The organism is Erysipelothrix sp. P66, from assembly GCF_038682365.1.
Taxonomy (GTDB): Bacteria; Bacillota_I; Bacilli_A; order Erysipelotrichales; family Erysipelotrichaceae; genus Erysipelothrix; species Erysipelothrix piscisicarius.
The window spans coordinates 1599532-1622626 of the sequence record NZ_CP152290.1 but is presented as its reverse complement, the minus strand read 5'-3'; the positions used below and the strand labels follow the sequence as shown (position 1 = coordinate 1622626).

General features: G+C 38.2%; 24 protein-coding genes. All 24 read left to right on the top strand.

What is annotated here, in order from left to right:
• Positions 1–32 precede the first annotated feature (32 nt).
• The 24 genes from uvrA to AAG186_RS07875 all read left to right on the top strand — a co-directional run bounded on the left by uvrA (position 33) and on the right by AAG186_RS07875 (position 23068).
• Positions 33–2858 (top strand): excinuclease ABC subunit UvrA, encoded by a 2826-nt coding sequence (gene uvrA, locus AAG186_RS07990; RefSeq protein WP_342621602.1) that lies wholly within the window; start codon positions 33–35, stop codon positions 2856–2858.
• Positions 2859–2861: 3 nt separating this feature from the next.
• Positions 2862–3815, top strand: a complete 954-nt coding sequence (hprK, locus tag AAG186_RS07985; RefSeq protein WP_125164015.1) for an HPr(Ser) kinase/phosphatase — start codon at positions 2862–2864, stop codon at positions 3813–3815.
• The gene (gene lgt / locus AAG186_RS07980; protein WP_161636782.1) at positions 3808–5268 is read left to right on the top strand and encodes a prolipoprotein diacylglyceryl transferase; all 1461 of its coding nucleotides are present in this window, start codon (positions 3808–3810) and stop codon (positions 5266–5268) included. The genes hprK and lgt overlap by 8 nt, the downstream gene beginning before the upstream one ends.
• Positions 5247–6182 carry an FAD-dependent oxidoreductase gene (locus AAG186_RS07975; protein WP_200542560.1) on the top strand — a complete coding sequence of 312 codons (936 nt, stop codon included), beginning with the start codon at positions 5247–5249 and terminating at the stop codon, positions 6180–6182. The genes lgt and AAG186_RS07975 overlap by 22 nt, the downstream gene beginning before the upstream one ends.
• A 38-nt stretch (positions 6183–6220) precedes the next feature.
• The gene (gene rapZ, locus AAG186_RS07970; protein WP_161636780.1) at positions 6221–7081 is read left to right on the top strand and encodes an RNase adapter RapZ; all 861 of its coding nucleotides are present in this window, start codon (positions 6221–6223) and stop codon (positions 7079–7081) included.
• A complete protein-coding gene (gene yvcK, locus AAG186_RS07965; RefSeq protein ID WP_161636779.1) occupies positions 7081–8040 on the top strand; it encodes a uridine diphosphate-N-acetylglucosamine-binding protein YvcK in 960 nt (319 codons plus the stop codon). The genes rapZ and yvcK overlap by 1 nt, the downstream gene beginning before the upstream one ends.
• Positions 8019–8966, top strand: coding sequence for a DNA-binding protein WhiA (gene whiA / locus AAG186_RS07960; protein WP_331836662.1), 948 nt, complete (start codon positions 8019–8021; stop codon positions 8964–8966). The genes yvcK and whiA overlap by 22 nt, the downstream gene beginning before the upstream one ends.
• Positions 8966–9493 (top strand): GNAT family N-acetyltransferase, encoded by a 528-nt coding sequence (locus tag AAG186_RS07955; protein ID WP_125164901.1) that lies wholly within the window; start codon positions 8966–8968, stop codon positions 9491–9493. The genes whiA and AAG186_RS07955 overlap by 1 nt, the downstream gene beginning before the upstream one ends.
• A gap of 74 nt (positions 9494–9567) precedes the next feature.
• Positions 9568–9840 (top strand): hypothetical protein, encoded by a 273-nt coding sequence (locus tag AAG186_RS07950; protein WP_125164021.1) that lies wholly within the window; start codon positions 9568–9570, stop codon positions 9838–9840.
• Positions 9841–9862: 22 nt separating this feature from the next.
• Positions 9863–10774, top strand: a complete 912-nt coding sequence (locus tag AAG186_RS07945; RefSeq protein ID WP_161636777.1) for a hypothetical protein — start codon at positions 9863–9865, stop codon at positions 10772–10774.
• 80 nt (positions 10775–10854) lie between these two features.
• Positions 10855–11859, top strand: a complete 1005-nt coding sequence (gene gap, locus AAG186_RS07940; RefSeq protein ID WP_125164023.1) for a type I glyceraldehyde-3-phosphate dehydrogenase — start codon at positions 10855–10857, stop codon at positions 11857–11859.
• 114 nt (positions 11860–11973) lie between these two features.
• A complete protein-coding gene (cysS, locus tag AAG186_RS07935; RefSeq protein ID WP_200542558.1) occupies positions 11974–13311 on the top strand; it encodes a cysteine--tRNA ligase in 1338 nt (445 codons plus the stop codon).
• A gap of 1 nt (position 13312) precedes the next feature.
• The gene (locus tag AAG186_RS07930) at positions 13313–13687 is read left to right on the top strand and encodes a ribonuclease III domain-containing protein (protein ID WP_161636775.1); all 375 of its coding nucleotides are present in this window, start codon (positions 13313–13315) and stop codon (positions 13685–13687) included.
• Positions 13687–14397, top strand: coding sequence for a 23S rRNA (guanosine(2251)-2'-O)-methyltransferase RlmB (rlmB, locus tag AAG186_RS07925; RefSeq protein ID WP_161636774.1), 711 nt, complete (start codon positions 13687–13689; stop codon positions 14395–14397). Before AAG186_RS07930 ends, rlmB begins: the two co-directional genes overlap by 1 nt.
• 20 nt (positions 14398–14417) lie before the next feature.
• Entirely contained in the window at positions 14418–15029 is a 612-nt protein-coding gene (locus tag AAG186_RS07920; RefSeq protein WP_161636773.1) for a sigma-70 family RNA polymerase sigma factor, read from the top strand.
• Between the two features lie 61 nt (positions 15030–15090).
• Entirely contained in the window at positions 15091–15249 is a 159-nt protein-coding gene (gene rpmG / locus AAG186_RS07915; protein ID WP_083913023.1) for a 50S ribosomal protein L33, read from the top strand.
• A gap of 12 nt (positions 15250–15261) precedes the next feature.
• Positions 15262–15444: a preprotein translocase subunit SecE gene (gene secE, locus AAG186_RS07910; RefSeq protein WP_125164028.1), complete on the top strand. Its 183-nt coding sequence runs from the start codon at positions 15262–15264 to the stop codon at positions 15442–15444.
• A 1-nt stretch (position 15445) separates the two neighbouring features.
• Entirely contained in the window at positions 15446–15982 is a 537-nt protein-coding gene (gene nusG, locus AAG186_RS07905) for a transcription termination/antitermination protein NusG (RefSeq protein WP_125164029.1), read from the top strand.
• 121 nt (positions 15983–16103) lie between these two features.
• A complete protein-coding gene (gene mvk / locus AAG186_RS07900) occupies positions 16104–17051 on the top strand; it encodes a mevalonate kinase (RefSeq protein WP_342621601.1) in 948 nt (315 codons plus the stop codon).
• Positions 17044–17994, top strand: coding sequence for a diphosphomevalonate decarboxylase (gene mvaD, locus AAG186_RS07895; RefSeq protein ID WP_342621600.1), 951 nt, complete (start codon positions 17044–17046; stop codon positions 17992–17994). The genes mvk and mvaD overlap by 8 nt, the downstream gene beginning before the upstream one ends.
• The gene (locus tag AAG186_RS07890) at positions 17981–19015 is read left to right on the top strand and encodes a phosphomevalonate kinase (RefSeq protein WP_161636770.1); all 1035 of its coding nucleotides are present in this window, start codon (positions 17981–17983) and stop codon (positions 19013–19015) included. The genes mvaD and AAG186_RS07890 overlap by 14 nt, the downstream gene beginning before the upstream one ends.
• Positions 19016–20008, top strand: a complete 993-nt coding sequence (fni, locus tag AAG186_RS07885; RefSeq protein ID WP_342621599.1) for a type 2 isopentenyl-diphosphate Delta-isomerase — start codon at positions 19016–19018, stop codon at positions 20006–20008.
• A 4-nt stretch (positions 20009–20012) separates the two neighbouring features.
• Complete coding sequence (locus AAG186_RS07880) at positions 20013–21575, top strand: ABC transporter substrate-binding protein (protein WP_342621598.1); 1563 nt, start codon at positions 20013–20015, stop codon at positions 21573–21575.
• A gap of 32 nt (positions 21576–21607) precedes the next feature.
• Entirely contained in the window at positions 21608–23068 is a 1461-nt protein-coding gene (locus AAG186_RS07875; RefSeq protein WP_342621597.1) for an LCP family protein, read from the top strand.
• The last annotated feature ends 27 nt before the right edge of the window (positions 23069–23095 follow it).

The window sequence follows — 23095 nt, the reverse complement described above, 5'->3', positions numbered from 1 at the left end:
ACATGTTATAATTTGTTCAGTAGGTGATAGATATGGAAAACAATAAAATTGTCATTAAAGGTGCAAAAGAGAATAATCTAAAAAATATTAGCCTTGAGATTCCAAGAGATAAACTTGTAATTATGACGGGCCTTTCTGGGTCTGGTAAAACGAGTTTAGCGTTTGATACGATTTATGCTGAAGGACAGCGTCGTTATGTCGAGTCACTCAGTTCGTATGCACGTCAGTTCTTAGGAAATATGGAAAAGCCGGATGTTGAGTTAATTGAAGGACTTTCTCCATCGATTGCAATTGATCAAAAAACAACAAGTAATAATCCTCGTTCCACTGTTGGAACAGTAACGGAGATTTATGATTACTTGCGTCTTTTGTATGCTCGAGTGGGTATCCCTTATTGCCCTACGCATAATATCGAAATTACGTCTCAGACGATTAAACAGATGGTTGATCGCATTATGATGCTTGAAGATAAAACACGTCTTGAAATCTTGGCGCCGGTTGTGAAAGCACAAAAGGGAGAACATCGCGATTTACTGGATCATCTTCGTAAAGAAGGTTATGTCCGTGCGTACATTGATGGTGCTTTAGTAATGTTGGATGAAGAAGTCGCACTTGAAAAGAATAATCGCCATGATATCGACGTTGTCATTGACCGAATTGTTAAGAAGGAAGACAGCCGTTATCGATTGAGTGATTCATTAGAGACTGCCTTAAAATTGAGTAATGGAGTTGTACTCGTGAAAAATGGCGAGGAGAATATGGTGTTTTCAAGTAATTTTGCGTGCCCGGAGTGTGGATTCAGCATTGCATCCATCGAACCACGTCTTTTTTCTTTCAACTCACCCATGGGTGCATGTCACAACTGTAATGGTTTAGGCATGACGCAATCAGTAGATCTTGAGTTCTTAATTCCTGATCCGACTTTGTCGATTTCTGAAGGTGGGATTCGATACTATAAAAATATTGTGAATTCTCAAAATATCGAGTGGCAGACATTTGAGCATCTCATTCAATTTGCGAAAGTTGATATTGATAAACCCATTAATAAATTAACGAAAAAACAAATGGATATTTTACTCTACGGAAGTGTTGTGCCCGTAAAATATGTTATTGAATCGCGTTCGGGAAATAGTTTTCACCGTAACGAACCCATCGAAGGGGTTGTAAGTTTAATTGAGCGACGTCATCGCGATACGACATCTTCATCATCGCGAGAATGGTATGGTTCGTTTATGGGTGAAGCTGTCTGTTCAGAGTGCCATGGTGCACGTCTGAATCAAGAAGCCTTAAGCGTGCGCGTAGGCGGATTAAACATTAGTCAATTTACTGAACAATCGATTGGTGATGCACTGCATTTTATGGATCATTTAGAACTCGATGAGATGAAAGCAAATATTGCTGAGCTTGTGATTAAAGAAATTGTCTCACGTCTAACATTCCTTAAGGATGTAGGACTAGAGTACTTAACGTTAGACCGTATTGCAGGAAGTCTTTCAGGTGGAGAATCTCAACGAATTCGTCTTGCCACCCAGATTGGGTCGCGCCTTACGGGCGTGCTCTATGTTTTAGATGAACCCTCAATTGGTCTACATCAACGTGATAATGCGCGTCTTATTGAGACGCTAAAGAACATGCGTGATCTAGGGAATACCTTGATTGTTGTGGAACATGATGAGGAGACGATGGAAGCTGCGGACTGGATCGTGGATATCGGACCGGGAGCGGGCGCACTGGGTGGAGAAGTTATTGCGAATGGCCCCCTAGAATCGATTTTAAAAAACGAAAATTCAATTACCGGTCAGTATCTAAGTGGTAAACGAAGAATTCCTACACCTCAAAAACGCCGTAAAGGCAATAAAAAGAAAATCGAAATTATGGGTGCGGAAGAAAATAACTTAAAAGGAATTAATGTTAAGTTTCCACTTGGAACATTTATCGCAGTTACAGGTGTAAGTGGTAGTGGTAAGTCGTCACTTGTTAATGAGGTCTTAAGCAAAACCGTTTATCATGCGCTTGGAAAACAACGTGTAAAACCTGGTAAACATAAAAAAATTAAAGGTCTCGATAATATTGATAAATTAATTACAATTGATCAAAATCCAATTGGACGTACACCACGTTCTAACCCTGCAACCTATACAGGGGTATTTGATGATATTCGTGACTTGTTTGCGAAAACACCTGAGGCCAAAATGCGCGGTTATGATAAAGGAAGATTCTCCTTTAATGTTGCCGGTGGCCGTTGTGAGATGTGTAAAGGTGATGGAGTCAAACGGATTTCGATGCACTTTTTACCGGATGTATTTGTTAAATGTAGTGAATGTGATGGTAAGCGCTATAACGATGAGACACTCCAAGTTCATTATAAAGAAAAAACAATTTTTGATATTCTTGATATGAGTATCGATGAGGCGACGGAATTCTTTGCACCGATTTCGAAAATTCGAAAAGGACTTGAAACGTTGCAGGATGTCGGACTGGGTTATATTAAACTGGGTCAATCAGCAACCACTTTATCCGGAGGTGAAGCACAGCGTGTTAAACTTGCGAGTGAGCTTCAAAGACCTTCTACTGGGAAGACGATGTTTGTTCTTGATGAACCGACAACAGGTTTACACAGTTATGATGTGGAAAAACTAACGGGAGTATTACAACGTATTGTGGATAATGGTGATACCGTAGTTGTGATTGAACATAACCTTGATGTTATTAAAAATGCGGATTATGTTATTGACCTTGGTCCAGAAGGCGGTGAAGGCGGTGGAACACTTGTTGCTTGTGGTACACCCGAAGACATTTGCCAAGTCGAAGACAGCTATACTGGACATTATCTTAAAGGGGTCTTAGAAAAGGGGTAGTTTATGGAAGAAAGAGTTTCATGCAGTGTAAAAACACTCGTACATCATTTTGGATTTGAACAAGTGGCGGGAGACCGAGAATCGTTAAAACGACGAATTACTCTTCCGAATACAAACAGACCTGGCTTGGAATTAACGGGGTTTTATGCACATGCAGAACCAAAACGTGTAGTCATAATTGGGAATAAAGAATCCTCATTTATCAAAACATTGGATGAGTCCGAACAGGCCGAACGATTTGATACAATCTTGAATGAAGAAACACCGTTCGCGTTAATTACAGGTGGCAATCCATGTCCGCCAACCCTTCGTAATGTTGCGAACAAAAAGAATTTCCCCGTGTTTGTTACAGACCGACCAAGTTCAGATATCATGGTGGAAATCGTTACGTTTTTAGATGAGGTCTTGGCACCGACAGGAAATGTTCATGGTGTTTTAATGAACGTTTTTGGAAAAGGTGTACTTATTATTGGTGAGAGTGGTATGGGTAAAAGTGAAGTCGCACTTGAATTGGTCTTACGTGGTCATGCGTTAATTGCCGATGATCGTGTAGATATTACCCGTGTTAAAAATAAAATAATGGGAACAGCCCCCGAGTTATTACGTGGAATGCTCGAAATTCGTGGAATTGGAATTATCGATGTCAGCCAGATGTTTGGGGTCCGCTCATATTTGGAACAAGAAGAAATTAACTTTGTAATTGAGTTTACAAAATGGGATGACAACCAGCAATACCTTAGAGCCGGTATTGAAGAACAATTGCCTTATGAGGCATTGGGACTAAAAATACCGCACCTTGTATTCCCGGTGAAAGAAGGTCGTAATATGTCAGTACTCGTTGAATCCGCTGTACGTGATCATATGCTTAAACAACGAGGAATTAATAGCGCAGAACTTTTTGATGAGCGCGTAATGGATTTTATTAAACGTCAAGCAAAGGAGCAAGTTGATGATTAAGTTTTTTCCAAATACTCAAACATTCGTTCAAATTGGACCTGTAAGTATTGCGTGGTATGCAATACTGATAATGTCTGGTGCATTTCTAGCGTATTCTATAAGTCAACGAAATTTACTCAAAGTAGGTTATAAAAAAGAGGATATCGAAGATTTATTCATGGGTTCGCTCATTGCGGGTTTTCTGGGCGCGCGTCTTTGGTATGTTTTGTTTTTTGAATTTAAGACATACCTTTCTCAACCTTTACGCATCTTTGCAATCCATGAAGGTGGACTTGCGATTCAAGGGGGTTTAATTGCAGGGGTGGCATTTGGCTATTGGTTTACAAAGCGCCGACGTCTAAATTTTATTCAATGGGCAGATCTCATTATTCCAAATATTCTCCTTGCACAAGCTATCGGTCGATGGGGGAATTTTATGAACAAGGAAGCTTATGGACGTGTTGTTCAAGAAAGCTTCTATAATCATTTTCCAATTTGGTTTAAAGATATGATGTATATTGATGGAGCATTCCGTCAACCAACATTCCTCTATGAGAGTGTTGCAAATATTATTGGATGGATTCTGATTGTATTTGTACTCAAACGATTCAGTAAGATTAAGCGCGGCGACTTAACTTTCGCATATATGATGTGGTATGGAGCAACCCGCTTTATCATTGAGGGATTTCGATCAGACAGTTTAATGTTTGGTCCAATTCGAGTTGCACAATTTATTTCAATTATTTTTGTAGTACTTGGTGTGGCTGGATACATGGGACTTTTTAAAAAATACCTTAAACGTCAGAAACCAATTATTCTATTTGATTTTGATGGAACCATTGCGAATACACAAGCGTGCATTTTGGAGACGTTCCGTCGCGTGTTTGAAACATACAAGCCTGAGTATAAACTCAGCGAACAAGAAATGAAATCCTTTTTAGGACCAACACTTCATGATACGTTTAGTAACTATTTTGAAGAAGCTGACATTGAGTCAATAATCCAAGAATACCGTCGGATCAATCATGAGCTGCATGACGCTTATGTTGTTCCTATGGAACATGCGATTCCATTATTGGAAGATCTTAAAAATGATGGATATCGTATGGGTGTTGTTTCAAATAAAATCACATCGACACTTGAACTTGGGATGGAAGTAACGGGTATCAACCCTGAACTTTTTGAAGTGGTATTAGGATGTGATCAATTTGAACCCGTAAAACCCGATCCTGCGGGCATCGATAAAGCACTCGAGTTGATGCATGCAGATCGTGGACAATTAATTTATGTTGGAGATACTGCTTCAGATATTCTCGCAGGACAGCGGGCAGGTTCATTTACTATCGGATATGTATTTGATAAAATACGTGAGAAGGATTTAGAAGAAAGTAAACCGAATCGTATGATTTCGGATTTAATGGAAATCAAAGAAATTTTGAAGGAGGATCATGAATGGACAATAACTATGATGTAGTCATCATTGGAGCAGGTCCAGCAGGTTTGACGGCAGCGGTTTATGCAGGACGCGCTGGCTTGAAAACAGCAATGTTGGAATCGGAAGCCCCAGGTGGAAAAATGATTAAGACGGACTTAGTCCAAAACTATCCCGGTGTGGATAATATTGCGGGGGTCGATTTATCGATGAAAATGTTTGAGCACTCGACCGCTTATGGAACAGAATACCTTTACGGTAATGTCAATGGCATTGTTGATGAAGGGGATTATAAAGTAATCAAAACTGAAGATGGATCGGAGTACCGTGCTCATGTTGTCATCGTTGCAACGGGGACAAATGAACGTACTTTAGGATTTGAAAAAGATGACGCACTCTTAGGTCACGGCCTATCTTATTGTGCAGTGTGTGACGGTGCATTCTTTAGAGATAAAAAAGTTGTTGTTATTGGTGGGGGGAATTCAGCCCTTGAAGAAGCTGTCTATTTAACCCAGTTTGCAAGTGAAGTTAATCTTGTAATTCGTAGAGATGTCTTCCGAGGTGATGATTCAGCACAACGCCAAGTATTTAGCAACGATAAAATTAATGTAATTAAAAAACATATTCCCGTTGATTATATCGATAGCGATGGGAAATTAACAGGGATGAAATTTGAACATGTTGAGACAGGAGAACCACTAGTAATTGAAACAGATGGTGTCTTCCCTTACATTGGGGCGATTCCAGCAACAGGGTTCCTAAAAGATTTAAATGTTTTAGATAACGAAGGTTATTTAATTGTTAATAATCAACTTGAAACTGAAATTCCAGGCATCTTTGGAGCCGGTGATGTTATTCAAAAACATTTACGTCAAATTGTTACTGCAACAAGTGATGGTGCAATTGCAGCACAAAATGCATTTCACTATATACAAGATCTTAAATCTAAGGCATAGCCTTAGATTTTTGTTATAATTGGGGTAAGAGGTGGAACATGGAAAAACAAAAAGTAGTTTTAGTCACAGGTCTATCAGGTGCAGGGAAAACAAGCGCCATGGCTGTTTTAGAAGACATGGGGTATCATTGTATTGATCGTTTTCCAGTATTTATGATTGAAGATCTTGTACGAGATATTGAGGCGATGAAAGATGGGACTTACAGCAATCTTGCGTTAAGTGTGAATGCTGCAGATTTCGATGTTTTCTATCGTACATTCAAGAACTCAGAGTGTGAGTTGATTGTCTTGTTTTTAGATGCGAGTAAAGAACAACTTCTGCTACGCTATAAGTATAATCGACGCAATCATCCATTAATTGTTGCGAATCTGGCAAATGGGCTTGAAGAGGCCATTGATGCGGAAATCGAACAGTTTTCAAATATTAAGTCACGCGCATCGATTATCATCGATACAACATTTTTAACACAACAAAATCTAACATCACGCATTAAGCGGTTCTTTAAAATAGAGGGAAATCAATCCTTATCCCTAAGCTTTATTTCGTTTGGTTATCGTAAAGGTCTTCCAATGGATGCAGACCTTGTTTTCGATGTGCGATTCTTAAACAATCCATATTGGGAAGAATCCCTGCGATCTATGACGGGGAATGATAAACCAGTCTTTGACTACGTAATCAACGATGAAAAAACACAAGAATTTTTAAAATATCTAACACACTTTTTAGATTACGCATTTGAACGTTATATCGAAGAGTCAAAGCACTTGTTAACTGTTGCAATTGGTTGTACAGGTGGTCAACATCGATCTGTTTCGATTGTGAATTGGCTCTATGAAAATTATGACAAACAATATAATACCTTAAAAGACCACCGTGATATGCCCGAGGATAAAGAGTAATGAAGGTCGCGGTAGTTGGTGGTGGAAAAGGGCAATCTGCGTTATTAAGAGGTTTAAAACATATAGAATCACTGGAGTTAAGTGCGATTGTTACGGTGGCTGATGATGGTGGTAGTACTGGGCGATTGCGAGAAGATTTTAATGTTCCAGCTATGGGTGATATTCGAAATGTGATGCTTGCTTTAGCGGAGTCAGAAAATTTGCTGTCGCAAATAATGAACTATCGTTTTAGTAAAGATTCAAGATCAACCCTTGCAGGTCATAATCTTGGTAACTTAATCCTTACGGCACTTACAGACACCACTGGCGATTTTATGGACGCGGTTGCATCGGTTTCAAAAGTTTTAAATGTGATGGGTGACATTATTCCTTCATCCGAAGAAACCATTACATTATGTGCACGGATGGAAGATGGAACGATTGTCCGCGGAGAATCGAATATTCCAAAATATGCGAACTCAATTGACTGTGTTTACTACGATGAGCCGGTACATGCAACAGATCAGGCGATTCAAGCCATTCTTGAAGCGGATGTGATCTTATTAGGTGTTGGTTCGTTGTATACCTCAATTCTTCCAAATATCATCATTCCAGAAATAAAAGAAGCACTGCAAAAAAGTAATGGGAAGATTGTGTATTATTGCAATGCAATGAGTCAGCCCGGAGAAACAGATGGCTATAGTGGGGAAGATCATGTGAATGCAATTGTAAAACATATCGAAAAACCTGTCGATCTTGTTGTACGTTGTGTTGATGAAATTCCTTCTGATGTAATTCAAAACTACGAAAATGAAGATTCTCATCCAATTTACTTTAGAAGTTCGGTTCATACGTATACCGTTGTAGACCAAAACTTATTGAATTTTGAGAATGGAAAAATCCGTCATGATCATGATCGTGTGCGTGAGGGATTCTATGAAATACTGGAGGTGATTGGATGTCCTTTAGCAGTGAAGTAAAACATGAAATATCCACAAATATTTATCACGAGTGTTGTGAACGTGCATTCTTATCGGCATTCTTACAAATCAATTCAAATTTGATTATTGCGAATAAGCGCATGCAAATTCAAATTGAGATTGAAAATGCAGCAATTGCGAAACGATTGTTTTCACTTCTTAAAGAACGTTACCAAGTCGAAATTGACTTGACGGTTGTTAAAAAACAAAAATTAAAGAAAAATAATGTTTATGTTCTCCGTGTTATGAATCGCGGTATGGAAATCTTGGAAGATTTGGGAATTTATTCGTCGAAAGGCATGCGAAGCACACCATATAGCGTAATTACACTTAAAGAATGCTGTGCGCGTGCTTATCTTGCGGGTGCATTTCTGGCAAGTGGAAGCATTAATGCGCCAACAACTGCAAATTATCATATGGAAATAACGTGTGAAGGCGAGGAACTTGCGCGTTATCTACAAAAACTACTCAATCGTTTTGACATCACCGCTAAAATAACAACCCGCCGCAATCGTCAAGTTGTTTATGTTAAGGCAGCAGACCAAATTGCGGATTTCTTAAAAATAACAGGCGCTCATGTTAATACTTTGGAATTTGAAGATATCCGCATTCAGCGCGATTTTAAAAACTCCTTAACACGACTTGATAATTGCGAAGTTGCAAATGAGGTCAAAACCATTAAAGCCGGAAGTCAACAATTGGATGCAATTTACAAACTTATTGAACATAATCGTTACAATCAACTTGAAGCGCGATTAATTCAAGTGGGTGATTTACGCATGAATCATCCTGAAGCAAGTTTAAACGAGCTTATTGAATACTATGAAGAAGAACATAATGCAACCATTAGTAAATCAGGTCTACAACACCGTTTTAAAAAAATAATTGAATTAGCAGATAAATTAGACCAAGAGGTAGCATCTTGATGCATTATGAAGGTGTAAAATTTAACTTGAGAGAAGCTCGTGATGATGATGCACACGAACTTTTCCAGATAATGTGTGATGAACGTGTTACGAAATATTATGGAATGGGTCGCTTTGAAGATCATGACGAGGCATTAAAGGAAATCCATCGCTTTAAAGAATCTGAGACCAGCTTTGATGGGTTTCGTTGGGTTATTTCAGATAAAAATGACTGTTATATCGGCGATGTAGGGTGTTATAACTATGATCTGGATTTTAACTGCATTGAAGTCAGTTTTAAACTCAAATATGAATATTGGAATCAAGGAATTCTTTCGGAAGCATTACAATACGCAATTGATTATGCGTTCAATTTCAAATACTATAATCGACTCCAAGTAAAAGTTTGTCCTGAAAATCAAGGATGCATTCGACTCTTGGATAAAACAGGATTTAAGTATGAGGGGACGTTGAGGCAAGCGGAGTATGAAGCGGGACGCTATATCGATATATGTATCTATTCGCTACTTCAAACCGACATTATGTGATGATTAGTGAACCGCGCTAAAAGTGGTATTGACATTTTTTTTCGTGTTATAATTATTAAAAGGCGGTATTTATTATGGGTTCTATTATTTCGTTTTTAATTTTATTCTTTATAACAATGATTATTATCAAGATTTTACCCCAATTATTGGGTATTGTCGTCATCATTTGGGTTATTAGTACGATTGTACGTGTAATCCAAGAAGTACGTCGTCCTCGAGGATCTTCTCGAGATTTTTATGGGAGTCAAAGTTCGCATACAGATCAATCGTATTCGGATAATCATAACGGCGATGTTATCGATGTAGAATATACAACACGTGATGTCACAGATCAAGAAAATAAATAGCGATTAAGGGAGGGGATGCTTGATGATCTCGAAAGCAGTTATTGCAGATAAAAAACAATTAAATCTATTGTGGAAAGATGCGTTTCCAAACCTCAATCGCGGTGCAGTCGATGCGTATTTTAATAATTTTTATCATGAAGATCAATGTTATGTATCCAAAAATGATTATGACGAGATTTTGGCTGCAATCCAAGTTCATGATAAAGTCCTATCGTTACATGATAAAAATATTAAAGCTTCCTATCTCGTTGGGAGTTTTATAAGACCGAATGTCTTGGTTCAAACGATGACGACACTGATTGAAACAATCTTAGAAGATGTTTCAAAGACAGATATCATTACATTGTGTCACACAGATCATCCGGAATGGTTTGAACCATTTGGATTTGAGACAGTTGTGGAAAACTATATTTATACAATCCCAGCAATTTCACTTCCTGCATTAGGAATGGAAGGGATTGTTAGAGATCCAAGCCCAGAAAGTCTGTTAGAAGTATATCGACGATTCACAAGTCATTTCACTGCGAATTTTGTACGGGACGAAGTTTATTTTGGAAAACTCAAAAAAACAATGCGAGAACAAAACGGCCAAATTATTGGACTTCAAGAAAATGGCGTTTTAATTGCCTATGCAATTGTTACAAATGGGCCTCATTCGGTAGAAGTGTTAGAGTGCTGTTATGATAAGAGTGGTTCTTTAGTACGCCTTCTTGCCTTTGTTTCGCGCTCTGTTCAAGATGTTCGTCTTCATGCTTCAATTTCGGAGCGACTGGATAAAATATTTACAGAGGCTCAGCGTGTAAAGGCACCTTTTCTAATTGCGCGTGTTAATGATAAAGAATTATTTGAACGATTGTATCATATAAAAATTATCAGTGCGTATTCGGCATTTCATGCCTTTGGGAAGCCACTGTTTAATAGGGATTTTTTATAGATTGTTAGTTGGCTCACAATTGACAATTGGTTGAGATGGTATATAATAAGAATGTCAATTATAAGGAGGATATAGACACTATGACAGTTAAAGTAGCAATTAACGGTTTCGGCCGTATTGGTCGTTTAGCAACACGTTTATTAACAGGTTCAAAAGACATGGAAATCGTGGCAATCAACGACTTAACAGATGCAGCAACATTAGCTCATTTATTAAAATATGATTCAGCACAAGGACGTTTCGAACATGATATCGAAGTTAAAGACGGAGCTTTCGTAATCGACGGACACGAAATCAAAGTTTTAAGCGAACGCGATCCTAAAAACTTACCTTGGAAAGAACTTGGTGTTGACGTAGTTATCGAATGTACAGGTTTCTTCACAACAGAAGAAAAAGCTGGCATGCACTTAGAAGCAGGAGCACGTAAAGTTATTATCTCAGCTCCAGCAACAGGCGACATCAAAACAGTTGTTTACAACACAAACCATGAAATTCTTGACGGTAGCGAAACAGTTATCTCAGGTGCTTCATGTACAACAAACTGCTTAGCTCCAATGGCTGCAGTATTAAATGACAAGTATGGTATTATTTCAGGAACAATGACAACAATCCATGCTTACACAAACGATCAAAACACATTAGATGGTCCTCATCCTAAAGGTGACTTACGTCGTGGACGTGCAGCTGCACAAAGCATTATCCCTAACTCAACAGGAGCAGCTAAAGCAATCGGTTTAGTAATTCCTGAGTTACAAGGTAAATTAGATGGTGGAGCACACCGTGTTCCTGTAATCACTGGTTCAATCACTGAATTAGTAGCAGTAGTTGAAAAAGCAACAACAGTTGAAGAAGTAAACGCAGCTATGAAAGCAGCAACTAACGAATCATTCGGTTACACTGAAGAACAACTTGTTTCAACAGACATCATTGGTATGAGCTACGGTTCATTATTTGATGCAACACAAACTAAAGTTTCATCAATCGGTGGTGTAAACTTAGTTAAAGTTGCTTCATGGTATGACAACGAAGCATCATACACAAACCAATTAGTACGTACAGCACATTACGTTGCTTCAAAATTCTAATTGATTCAATTATGATCTTGAAAGCTATCCATTTGGATAGCTTTTTTTATATTTGAAGTGTGCCTAAATAAAGGCGATTTATGATATACTTATTGCAAAGGTTTGGAGGCTATTATGAAGTTATATAATTCGAAATCAAATTCGCTTGAAGAGTTTACACCGATTGAGGAAGGGAAGGTATCCATGTATGTCTGTGGACCAACTGTTTACAACTATGCACATATAGGAAATGCACGCCCAATCGTCGTATTTGACTTATTGCGACGCGTTCTAACGGCACTTGGGTATGATGTTAAACTTGTATCGAATTACACGGATGTTGATGATAAAATCATTAAGAAAGCGTTAGAAGAAGGTGTTGATGAATCGGTTATTTCAAATCGTTATATTGAGGCCTATGAAAAAGTTCGTAAAGGACTTCATGCAGATTACGTTCAAGCAACTCCAAAAGTAACAAGTACGATGCCAGAGATTATTGCGTTTATTCAGGACTTAATTGATCATGGTTATGCGTATGCATCCAATGGAGATGTTTATTTTCGTGTGTCTAAAGCAAAAGAATACGGCTCCATTTCTTCACAAAATATTGATGAATTGATGGTAGGTGCACGTATTGAGGAAAACAGCAGCAAAGAAAACCCTCTTGATTTTGTATTGTGGAAAGATACAAAGGATAATGGCATTAAGTGGGATGCACCATGGGGTAAAGGAAGACCGGGTTGGCATACTGAGTGTGTTGTTATGATTGGTAATGAATTTAAACAAGAGGTTATCGATATTCATGGCGGTGGTCAAGATTTAAAATTCCCGCATCACGAAAATGAATCAGCACAATGCCGTGCACTCCATAATCATGATCTTGCGAATTATTGGATTCATAATGCGATGCTAAATATTGATGGTGAAAAAATGAGTAAGTCAATCGGTAATGTTATGTGGGCCCAAGAGTTTATTGATAAATTGGGTGAAAATGCTACACGGTGGTTGCTTATGTCGACACATTATCGTCTCACACTAAATATTACGGAAGAACTTATTGAACAAACTCAGAAAGAACTTGATCGTATCTTCCAAGGACTAAACAAAGCATATATTGAACTTGAAAAGATGGAATATCATATTGGCCCACAATTTGATGATGTACGCTATCATCAATTTATGGACGCCATGGCGGATGATTTAAATGTCGCGAATGCGAATGTTGTCCTGTTTGACACCGTGAAACAATTAAATGCTGCAGTGCGCCAACGTGAAATTAATGGTGAAGAGGTATCTAAATATATTGTGACTGTGGAGAAAATGTTGGATGTTCTTGGTATTGCTTATTCAAGAATTGTCCTTGATGACAAATCTAGAGCGCTGTTTAAGCAATGGAATGATGCTAAAGCACGCAAAGATTTTGAAGACGCAGACCGCTATCGTAGCGAACTCATGGAACGAGGATTATTATAATATGATGCATTCAGGAAATGTATTGGCTTTTGTGGGTGATGCGGTTTTATCCCTTCAAGTGAGGCAATATCTGGTAGAACAAGGAATTACGAAAACAAAGCAATTACAAGAAACTTCGGTTAAGTTTGTGAGTGCCATGGCACAAGCCGATTACATGAAGACATTACTGGATGGTAATGCACTTTCTGAGGAAGAGATGGGTATCTATAAACGAGGCCGAAATGCCAAAAGTGCATCAATGGCTAAAAATGCGGATGTTATGTCGTATCGTATTGCGACGGGATTTGAAGCATTGTGGGGATATCTTTATATGGAAGGTCATCATGAACGTTTGGACACGCTTTGGAAAGAATATATAGAAACGGTGGAAATATAATGTCGAATTACATTTTTGGGAAAAATACGGTCACTGCATATTTAAAAAGTGGGCAGAAACCAAAGAATTTATATTTATTCAATAAAGGAAATTATCAAGAAATTGTGACGCTTGCGAAAGAACACGGAATTAGACCGCAATTTGTCGATAAATTTCGATTGGATAAAATGGCTGATGGTGTGCACCAAGGTGTCGTGATAGAAATTCAAGACTACAAATATTACTCACTTCAAGAAATTATTCAAGGCGCTCAAAACAATTTAATCGTGCTCTGTGATCAACTTGAAGATCCACATAATCTGGGTGCAATTTTAAGAACGTGTGATGCATGTGGTGTAGATGGAGTGGTAGTTGGAAAACATCGAAGTGTTGGCTTAACATCAACGGTTGCGAAAGTTTCAACAGGTGCAATTAATACGGTAAAGGTAGCGGAAGTTACAAATATGGTTAAAGCTATCGCAGAACTTAAAGAAGCGGGCTATTGGGTAGTAGCTGCTGAGAATGCTGTGGAAGCAGTTGATTATACTGAATTTAATGTTGATATGCCACTTGTATTGATTGTGGGTTCTGAGGGTAAAGGAATTTCACGTCTTGTAAAGAAAGAGTGCGATATATTAACAACGATTCCAATGCAGGGAAGCGTCAATTCACTAAATGTATCCGTCGCAACGGGTGTTTTGCTCTTTGATATAGTACGTCGCCGAAAATAATGCAGTATGGGGGGATTTGCATGATAAGCGATTTTGAGTATCTTTATATGATTCGCCAGAACAGTGAAGATGCATTGGATATTGTAATGGGGAAGTTCAAGCGTTTGCTTTGGAAAAGAGCATATGAACTTTATACTCAACAAAAGCCTATCGGGATTAATATCGAAGATTTGTTTCAAGAAGGATTTTTAGGGTTTTATGATGCCATTTATACCTTCAAAGAAATAAAAGATGTAGGATTTGCATATTATGTAAATCTATGCGTAATCTCCACGATGCGAACCGCACTACGAAAATGTCGATCACAATCATACAAACTTTTGGATAGTAAATGGTCGTTGGATCTCTTTGTGACAGAAGATAAATCTGTTTATCTTGCTGATATGATTGAAACGCAAGATCTCACCAGTGATCCGGTTGTGGTTGCACATTATCATGATGCACGTCGCATTGAACGCAAAGTACTTGAAACGATCCCTGAAAAAGAGCGGATAATCTATACAATGCGGGAAGAGGGATTTGGATATCGTGAGATTGCAGATCGGTTTAATATTTCACCGAAAAATGTGGATAATATCATCCAAAAAGTGAGGCGTCGTCTTGTAGCAATGCGCGATGTTTCCCACATGTGAGTTCATTGACACCCCATTGTGATTGTGATAAAGTTAGGGAGCACGAAAGTGGGGTTTTTTAATGACAAATAAAAGAGAAAAAGTAATCTTGGTATGTACTGAATGCCTTTCACGTAACTACTCTACTTTTCGAAATCATTCAAGTGTTACGGAACGACTTGAGATAAAAAAATTTTGTAAACGATGTGGAAGACACACATTACATAGAGAGACAAAATAGGAGGTAAATGCTATGGCTTGGTTTAGTTTTGCTGGAATTAAAGAAGAAATCCATAAAATCAAATGGCCTACTCGTAAGGAAATGACACGAAACACAACAATCGTTTTATCCTTTGTTCTGTTTTTTGTAGCTTACTTTTTACTAACAGAAGTTGTGTTAGTAGCAGCATTGAAATTGATTGGAATTGGTGGATAAGATGGAAGAAAAAAAATGGTATGTTGTTAACACCTATTCAGGACATGAAAACCGTGTTAAAGAAAACTTAGAACGACGCGTAGAATCAATGGGTATCGAAGATGCTTTATTTAGAATTCTTGTAGCCGAAGAAAAAGAAATTGAATATAAGAATGGTAAAAAAGTCGAAAAACTTCGTAACTTATTCCCAGGTTATTTATTTGTAGAAATGATTATGACGGATGAAGCGTGGTATATCGTTCGTAATACTCCTGGTGTTACAGGATTTATCGGTTCATCAGGTGGTGGTGCAAAGCCATTCCCAGTTTCAGATGAAGAGATTGAATCAATTTTAAGACGCATGGGTATGAGTGATCAAAAACTTATCGTTAATTTCAAGGAAGGCGATACAGTTCGAATTCTTTCGGGACCATTTGCAGGGATCGAAGGAACTGTTGATAGTATGAATGATGATTCTCAAACAGCAATGATTCTTACGATTTTATTTGGTCGTGAGACACCTACTGAGATTTCATATACAGATATCGAAGCATTATAATAATTACAAGCGGGCTATGCTCGCTTTTTTTATGCACAATTATATGAATTCGTGTGAATTGGAAAATCTTAAGATTTATGATGTATAATATAGATGCTATTTATGTTTGGAAGGTGTTTATATGAGTCTATATGGAATTGGGTCTGCGACCGGAAAAATTATTCTAATGGGTGAACATTCAGTTGTTTACGGTAAACCAGCGATTGCGTTGCCTTTCGCATCCGCACGTATTGAGACAAGAGTGGATTTCCATCAAGAAGAAACCACGATTGATTGTCTTTATTATCAAGGGGCCTTGTCAAGTGCGCCTTCAGTTATTGCGGGTATCAAAGAATTAATCACACTAACATTAAAATTTATGAATAAAGAGAATTATGGTCTTCATATTTCAATTGTATCAACATTACCACCACAACGTGGATTGGGCTCGAGTGCCGCAGTTTCAGTATCCGTTGTTCGTGGTCTTTTTGATGCGTTTAAAATGCACTTATCAGACGAAAACTTAAATTATTTGGTGTCAGTAGCCGAGCGCATCCACCATACGAATCCTAGTGGCCTTGATGCAAATACAATCGCTATGGGAAAACCCGTTTTCTTTGAACGGGGTAAATTGGGTGAAGTTATTGAAGTGGATATGGATGCGGTCCTCGTTGTTGCAGATACTGGCGATTCCGGTCAAACCCATCTTGCCGTTTCAGAAGTGAATGCAATGCTTAAGGATAATCCAGAGTATGTGGAATCGTTGATGAACAAACTTGCAGATTTGACCAATGAAACCCGTATTCACCTTCAAACAAAAAATGTGGGGGAAGTGGGTAATTGTATGAATCGTGCCCATGAGGTTTTAAAAACAATTCGCGTAAGTAATGATAAATTAGATCTCCTAACAACCATCGCCATTCAAGAGGGGGCATTGGGCGCAAAGTTAACGGGATCAGGAAAAGGTGGCTGTATGATTGCCCTTTGTGCCAACGAAGAGGATTCAATGCATGTATCACAAAAATTAAAAGAAGCGGGTGCGGTAGATACATGGTCTTATAATTTAAATGGTAAACAAATTCATGACTAAAACGATTCGTGCTCATACCAACATTGCCCTCATTAAGTATTGGGGAAAGAAGGATAATGAATTAAAAATACCGCACAATTCCAGTCTTTCTATGACATTAGATCAGTTTTACACCGATACATGGGTTGAATATGATGCCACATTAACTGAGGATATTTTTATCCTTGATGGTTATGAGGTGGAAGGTAAGGAAAAAGATCGCGTTGTTTGGTATATGAATGAGCTTAGGAAACGATATCCGTTACCTTATTTTGCTCGCATTCATTCTACCAATTTTGTCCCCAAAGCAGCAGGCTTAGCCTCATCAGCATCCGCATTCGCTGCGCTTGCGAAAGCAGCAACGCTTAACCTTGATTTATCCGATGAAGAAGTGTCTCGCTGTGCGCGATTGGGTTCGGGAAGTGCATCGCGTTCAATCTACGGTGGATTTGTGAAATGGAATCGCGGCTCAAATGATTTGGACAGTTTTGCGGAGCCTATAATCATGAAGCCTTGGCCAGAATTTAGAATGATTGTCTGCATTCTTAATGATCAAGAAAAACCGTTTTTAAGCAGCCAAGCGATGAACACAACTGTCGAAGAATCGGTTTATTACCCAGCGTGGGTAGAACAGACAGAAAAAGACATCATAAATTTAGAATCGGCACTGAAAGAACACGATATCTGGACTGTTGGTGCGATTGCGCAACAAAATGCTTTACGAATGCACGCATCGTTAATGTCAGTAAATATGTGGTATTTTGAGCCGCAAACGGTCGAAATTATGAATAAAGTGCGTAAAATCCAAAAGACAGTACCTGCTTTCTTTACCATGGATGCTGGTCCTAATGTGAAAATCATGACAACCTCTGAACATGTGGAAACGGTTCTCGCTGAGTTAGAGGGTGTTAAAACGGTAGTTTGCGCGCCGGGAGTGGGGGTATCGGTTTATGATTCACGTTAAATTTCCTGGGAAACTGTTTTTAATGGGGGAATATGCAATTATGGAACCAGGTCAAAAAGCGGTCATTGCAGCCATTGATCGGTTTTTAAATGTTTACATAGAGGCCGCTGAGCAATTTGAAGTAAACAGTCGCTATGGTCAACTTCAAGGTACTGAGATATTTATGCAGAATGGAACGTTGACTCATGTGAAGGCAGCAATTGAAATTTCAAGACGCTATTTGAAATTTAGAAAAATAACAATGACCCCTTTCAAAATGCATATTGAGAGTGAGTTGGATTCGGAAAATGAGCAAAAATATGGATTTGGATCGAGTGGTGTTGTGCTAGCGGCAGTGATTGATGCTATTTTGAGACTTCATGAGGTAGAGCTGGAATCGTTAGAACTTTTTAAACTCTCGGTGATGGCCCAAGTAATTGTTGGTGAGATCAGCTCGGGTGGTGATTTGGCTTCCACATGTTTTGGCGGCACACTAGTTTATCAGCGTTATGATGAGTCATGGCTTATTGTTGCGGATATGTGTAATATGAACCTTGTCCATTCAACATGGCCAGGATTGTTGATTGAACCTTTACCATCAACCAACCTAAATCTATGTGTTGGATGGACGGGAACTGTAAATCAAACCTCGCCTTTTGTCGACGCAGTACGAGAATTAAAAAGTAGTAATCCAGCCTATTATGCATCCTTTCTCGAGGAAGCGAATCTTCGAGTCAATCAGTTTATTGATGCTTGGAAAGACCATGATTTTATATTGGTTTCTCAAGCCATTGATCACTATAGAATGTTGATGGCCGAATTAGGGAATCGTGCATCGATCAATATTGAGACAAATGTCTTAACGAAGCTGATTGAATCCGCGCACAATATCGGTTTACCTGCGAAGATATCCGGTTCTGGTGGTGGTGATTGTGGATTCGCATTAATATCTGAAAACTTTAATGAAAAAGCGAACACTTTAGTACATGAATGGGAAAAACATGGTATTCTATATCTAGATGTAGGAGTGTATAAAACGTAAATGAGATCAAAAAGAAAAGACGAACATGTAGCACTTGCGTTAAAGCAAAATGTGTATCAATCTGATTTTGATACCGTACGGATTGTTCACCAAAGTTTACCAAATATCAATTTGAGTGAAGTAGATCCTTCCATTCAATTTTTAGGTCAGACGATGAAGTATCCAATTTATATTAATGCAATGACAGGTGGTAGTGAAAAAACTGAAATGTTGAATCGAAACCTAGCGAGAATTGCTCGTGTTTTTGGTTTGCCGATGGCAGTTGGTTCACAACATGCTGCGCTTGATGATAAGACCCTTGAATCATCGTATCGAGTTGTACGTGATGAAAATCCTACAGGATTTATTATTGGGAATGTAGGGGCGAATGCAACTGTGGATGAGGCGAAGCGTGCAATCGCGATGATTGATGCGAATGCACTAGGTATCCACATCAATGTTGCGCAAGAAATTGCGATGGACGAAGGTGATCGCGACTTTGCTCACTGGATTGAAAATATAACCGAAATTGTTGCTTCGGTGAATGTTCCAGTTATTGTTAAAGAAGTGGGATTTGGTATGAGTGCAAAGACCGTTGCTCAGCTCTATGATTGTGGTGTGCGTCATGTAGATTTAAGTGGTCGTGGGGGTACGAACTTCGTTTGGATTGAAAATGAACGCTCACAAGGCAAACGTTATAACTATCTATCAGATTGGGGTATTACGACCGTCGAGTCACTTATGATGACTAAATCATATCAAGAAAAATGCGATATATTCGCATCAGGTGGGGTGCAAAATCCACTTGATGCCCTGAAGTGTTTAATACTCGGTGCAAAAGCAGTTGGGATTTCAGGGTATTTCCTCAAGGTAGCACATTTAGAGTCAGAAGCGATGCTGAATGAAGTTTCCATGTTTTTGGAAGACTTTAAAAAGCTAATGGTTTTAGTTGGGGCTAAAACGATTGAATCGTTAAAGAATGTTGATTATACAGTCCATGGGAAGGAGGTGTAGTAGGATGAGCGAAGAACATCAAGCAATACATGTTGAGGAAAATGCAAACGACAAGAAAGAAAAACAGCGTTTAGTTAAAAATCCAAAAGAAAATAAGAGTGTTATCATTGGTGTTATTGCAGTCTTGTTACTTGCAGTTTTTTCAACCTCATTCTTCTTCTTAAACAGTCGTTGTACGGTAGATGGAAAGAGTGTTTGTTACGATAAAGATAATGAATATTTTAGTATTGAAGAAAATGCCTCGCTTACCGTACAAGTAGAAAATAAAGAACTTGGAGATTATCTCGTGTCCACATGGAATGAGATTCATCCGCAACATAAAGATGCAATTTCATATGTTGTACAGGAACCTTTAAGTATTGATCAAATGGCAAAAGGACTTCCTTATGATGTTATGGTGACGTCTCAAAAAAATGCTGTTTATTTTCTAGATCAGTTGGTCAATCTGGGGAATTCACTTGATACAGTAGTTGGGAGTCGTATTCCGGTCCAACTGCAAGATTCCATTAATCTTAAAGGATACTATTTCGTTCAAAACAGTATTGAAGGTGGCCTTTTTGTCTATAATAAAACCCTTCTAGAGGAAGCAGGTTTTGATTTAAAAGATTCGGATGAATCTGGTTTACCTGATGTTTTTGAGACCTGGGATCAAATCTATAAAGCTTCAGATAAAATACTGAAAAAGACCGATATGGTTTTCCCATTATCCTTTAAAGATCAAGAATCCTTTTATCCTTTCTTAACCAGCGGACGCTGGACGTTGAATTTTACAAAAAAAGGATCTGATCCTGGCTTTGAAACTCAAGAATTTAGAGATGGTCTTGTATTTATTGAAGCAATGAGCACACATAAAATGGATAAGACTCTCTCTAAAGATGTGAAGGCAGAAGATCTTCCATGGCAATTGGATGCTGCATTTTATGAACGACGATCGGCCTTTAGTTTTATTACCGATTTTGAGATGGCCGATAAATACGAAGTAAGCAGTAACGATGAATATGTATATGCTCCATTCCCAGAATATATGAAGCATCGCATGTCGCCTATGGGTGAAGTCGATGGTTACATCGCACGAAAAGAGACAAAGTATCCTTCAGCAGCAGCCGAAGTAATCCGAATCTTACGCAGTGGTGAAGGGGTATCAACATATCAAAGTTCGGTAGGTAAAACGCCGATCTATCATCGCATACACCTTGATGAACTTACGATTACCGATAAACGTGTGATTGAAAAGATGAGAGCCTATAATTTCCATGACACACCACCCGTTATGGCATTGGATAATAATCCAACGAAGTTAGCACGAAGTCTTTATAAAGAAGTTGATTTTATGCCAATCTTACGAGATTTATACGATCATAAAATTACAGTTGATGAAGCGCAGATAAAAATTGTGGAATTAGCAAACAAGTGGATTGAAGAAAATGATTTGACGGAAGATGAGAAAAAAACATTGGAAGCCAAAAAGGCTGAAGATGAAAAAAAAGAGCTTGAAGCTAAGAAAGAAAAAGAATCAAAAGAGTCAGATGATGAAGCATCTTCTGATGATGAAGCGAAAAATAATTAATTGATAATCACAGTTTTGTGATGGAGGTTAGCATGGCTAAAAACAATCGAAAAGAATTTATTTTATTCCGAGACAAAGTAATCGTACTGATATTTTTACTTTGTTCAGTCGTTACTTTGTATGCAATTTATAAGTTTAATGCAATTCCGACAAAGTATCTCATGATTATTGTAGGGATTATCCTACTTTTATTCCTTATTGGAGCGTTAATAACCATGCTCACCAAACCCGGTAAGTTGAAAAATTTTGGTAAAGTATACAGTTTAATTTTAAGTTTACTCTTGTTACTGGGAACACGTTATTTAGTTACAGGAAATAGTTTCCTTGGCAAATTAACCGGGGCAAATAAAGACACACATGTTATTTCTGTTGTGGTCATGAAAGATTCAGAATATAAAAGCATTGATGATGTTAAATCGTTATCCTTTGGTGCAAATACACGATTGGACTCGAAAAACATCGCTAAAGGTAAGAAATTAATTGATGAAAAATATAAATCAGATATTAATATCGTGGACTATGAAGATTATACGGAACTCGCAAATGATTTGTATGATGGTACACAAGAAGTCATCTTATTGAGTGAAGCACACCGTGGTTTTATTCAAGATGAGGTAAAAGATTTTGATGAAAAGACTCGTATTATAGGTACCGTAGCGTATGAAGAAGAAGTCGATTTTAAAAATAAAAATACAGACGTAATGCAAGATACATTTAGTATGTTTGTAACCGGGATTGACACCTATGGACCTGTTTCATCCGTTTCACGCTCAGATGTGAATATGATTATGACCATTGATCCTAAGAATAAGCAGATCTTATTAACAAGTATTCCTCGTGATTATCATGTTGAACTTGCATCCTTTGGAGCTTATGATAAGCTAACACATGCGGGAATTTATGGTGTCGGAGAATCAATGGCAACACTGGAAAATCTTTTCGATATCGATATTGATTACTTCGTAAAAGTAAACTTCAGTTCAGTTGAAACCATTATTGATGCATTGGGTGGCGTAGATGTTTATTCCCAATATGCATTCCAATCTTATGCAGGTGTGTATTTTGATGAAGGAATTAACCACGTAGATGGACGAAATGGTCTTATCTTTGCACGTGAACGTTATAATCTACCAAATGGTGATAATGACCGTGTTCGAAACCAACAAGCTCTCATTACAGGAATCCTTAAAAAGGCAATGTCACCCGCAATTATTACAAACTATACATCAATTCTAAACTCAGTTTCGGACTCATTCCAAATGAGTATGGAAGAAAGTGATTTTAAAAAACTCATAAAACAACAAATTAATGACATGTCTGATTGGGATATTCAATCCTATGCAGTAACTGGAACGGGAAGCTCAAGTACAACGACTTATTCAATGCCGGGACCAGCACTCTATGTGATGGAACCAAACTATGAAACAGTACGTCAAGCGCATGACTATATTGAAGCAATGGAACGTCATGAAATTATTTCAGTCAATGAATAAAAGCCAGATATCTGGCTTTTATTTTTA

Bases quoted from the DNA above. Each gene is read 5' to 3' on its own strand.
- AAG186_RS07875 (WP_342621597.1), top strand. From the start codon at position 21,608: ATGGCTAAAAACAATCGAAAAGAATTTATTTTATTCCGAGACAAAGTA.
- fni (WP_342621599.1), top strand. From the start codon at position 19,016: ATGAGATCAAAAAGAAAAGACGAACATGTAGCACTTGCGTTAAAGCAA.
- mvk (WP_342621601.1), top strand. From the start codon at position 16,104: ATGAGTCTATATGGAATTGGGTCTGCGACCGGAAAAATTATTCTAATG.
- AAG186_RS07890 (WP_161636770.1), top strand. From the start codon at position 17,981: ATGATTCACGTTAAATTTCCTGGGAAACTGTTTTTAATGGGGGAATAT.
- hprK (WP_125164015.1), top strand. From the start codon at position 2,862: ATGGAAGAAAGAGTTTCATGCAGTGTAAAAACACTCGTACATCATTTT.
- secE (WP_125164028.1), top strand. From the start codon at position 15,262: ATGGCTTGGTTTAGTTTTGCTGGAATTAAAGAAGAAATCCATAAAATC.
- rpmG (WP_083913023.1), top strand. From the start codon at position 15,091: ATGACAAATAAAAGAGAAAAAGTAATCTTGGTATGTACTGAATGCCTT.
- uvrA (WP_342621602.1), top strand. From the start codon at position 33: ATGGAAAACAATAAAATTGTCATTAAAGGTGCAAAAGAGAATAATCTA.
- yvcK (WP_161636779.1), top strand. From the start codon at position 7,081: ATGAAGGTCGCGGTAGTTGGTGGTGGAAAAGGGCAATCTGCGTTATTA.
- nusG (WP_125164029.1), top strand. From the start codon at position 15,446: ATGGAAGAAAAAAAATGGTATGTTGTTAACACCTATTCAGGACATGAA.
- whiA (WP_331836662.1), top strand. From the start codon at position 8,019: ATGTCCTTTAGCAGTGAAGTAAAACATGAAATATCCACAAATATTTAT.
- AAG186_RS07945 (WP_161636777.1), top strand. From the start codon at position 9,863: ATGATCTCGAAAGCAGTTATTGCAGATAAAAAACAATTAAATCTATTG.
- AAG186_RS07975 (WP_200542560.1), top strand. From the start codon at position 5,247: ATGGACAATAACTATGATGTAGTCATCATTGGAGCAGGTCCAGCAGGT.
- AAG186_RS07950 (WP_125164021.1), top strand. From the start codon at position 9,568: ATGGGTTCTATTATTTCGTTTTTAATTTTATTCTTTATAACAATGATT.
- AAG186_RS07880 (WP_342621598.1), top strand. From the start codon at position 20,013: ATGAGCGAAGAACATCAAGCAATACATGTTGAGGAAAATGCAAACGAC.
- lgt (WP_161636782.1), top strand. From the start codon at position 3,808: ATGATTAAGTTTTTTCCAAATACTCAAACATTCGTTCAAATTGGACCT.
- mvaD (WP_342621600.1), top strand. From the start codon at position 17,044: ATGACTAAAACGATTCGTGCTCATACCAACATTGCCCTCATTAAGTAT.
- AAG186_RS07955 (WP_125164901.1), top strand. From the start codon at position 8,966: ATGCATTATGAAGGTGTAAAATTTAACTTGAGAGAAGCTCGTGATGAT.
- rapZ (WP_161636780.1), top strand. From the start codon at position 6,221: ATGGAAAAACAAAAAGTAGTTTTAGTCACAGGTCTATCAGGTGCAGGG.
- rlmB (WP_161636774.1), top strand. From the start codon at position 13,687: ATGTCGAATTACATTTTTGGGAAAAATACGGTCACTGCATATTTAAAA.
- AAG186_RS07930 (WP_161636775.1), top strand. From the start codon at position 13,313: ATGATGCATTCAGGAAATGTATTGGCTTTTGTGGGTGATGCGGTTTTA.
- AAG186_RS07920 (WP_161636773.1), top strand. From the start codon at position 14,418: ATGATAAGCGATTTTGAGTATCTTTATATGATTCGCCAGAACAGTGAA.
- cysS (WP_200542558.1), top strand. From the start codon at position 11,974: ATGAAGTTATATAATTCGAAATCAAATTCGCTTGAAGAGTTTACACCG.
- gap (WP_125164023.1), top strand. From the start codon at position 10,855: ATGACAGTTAAAGTAGCAATTAACGGTTTCGGCCGTATTGGTCGTTTA.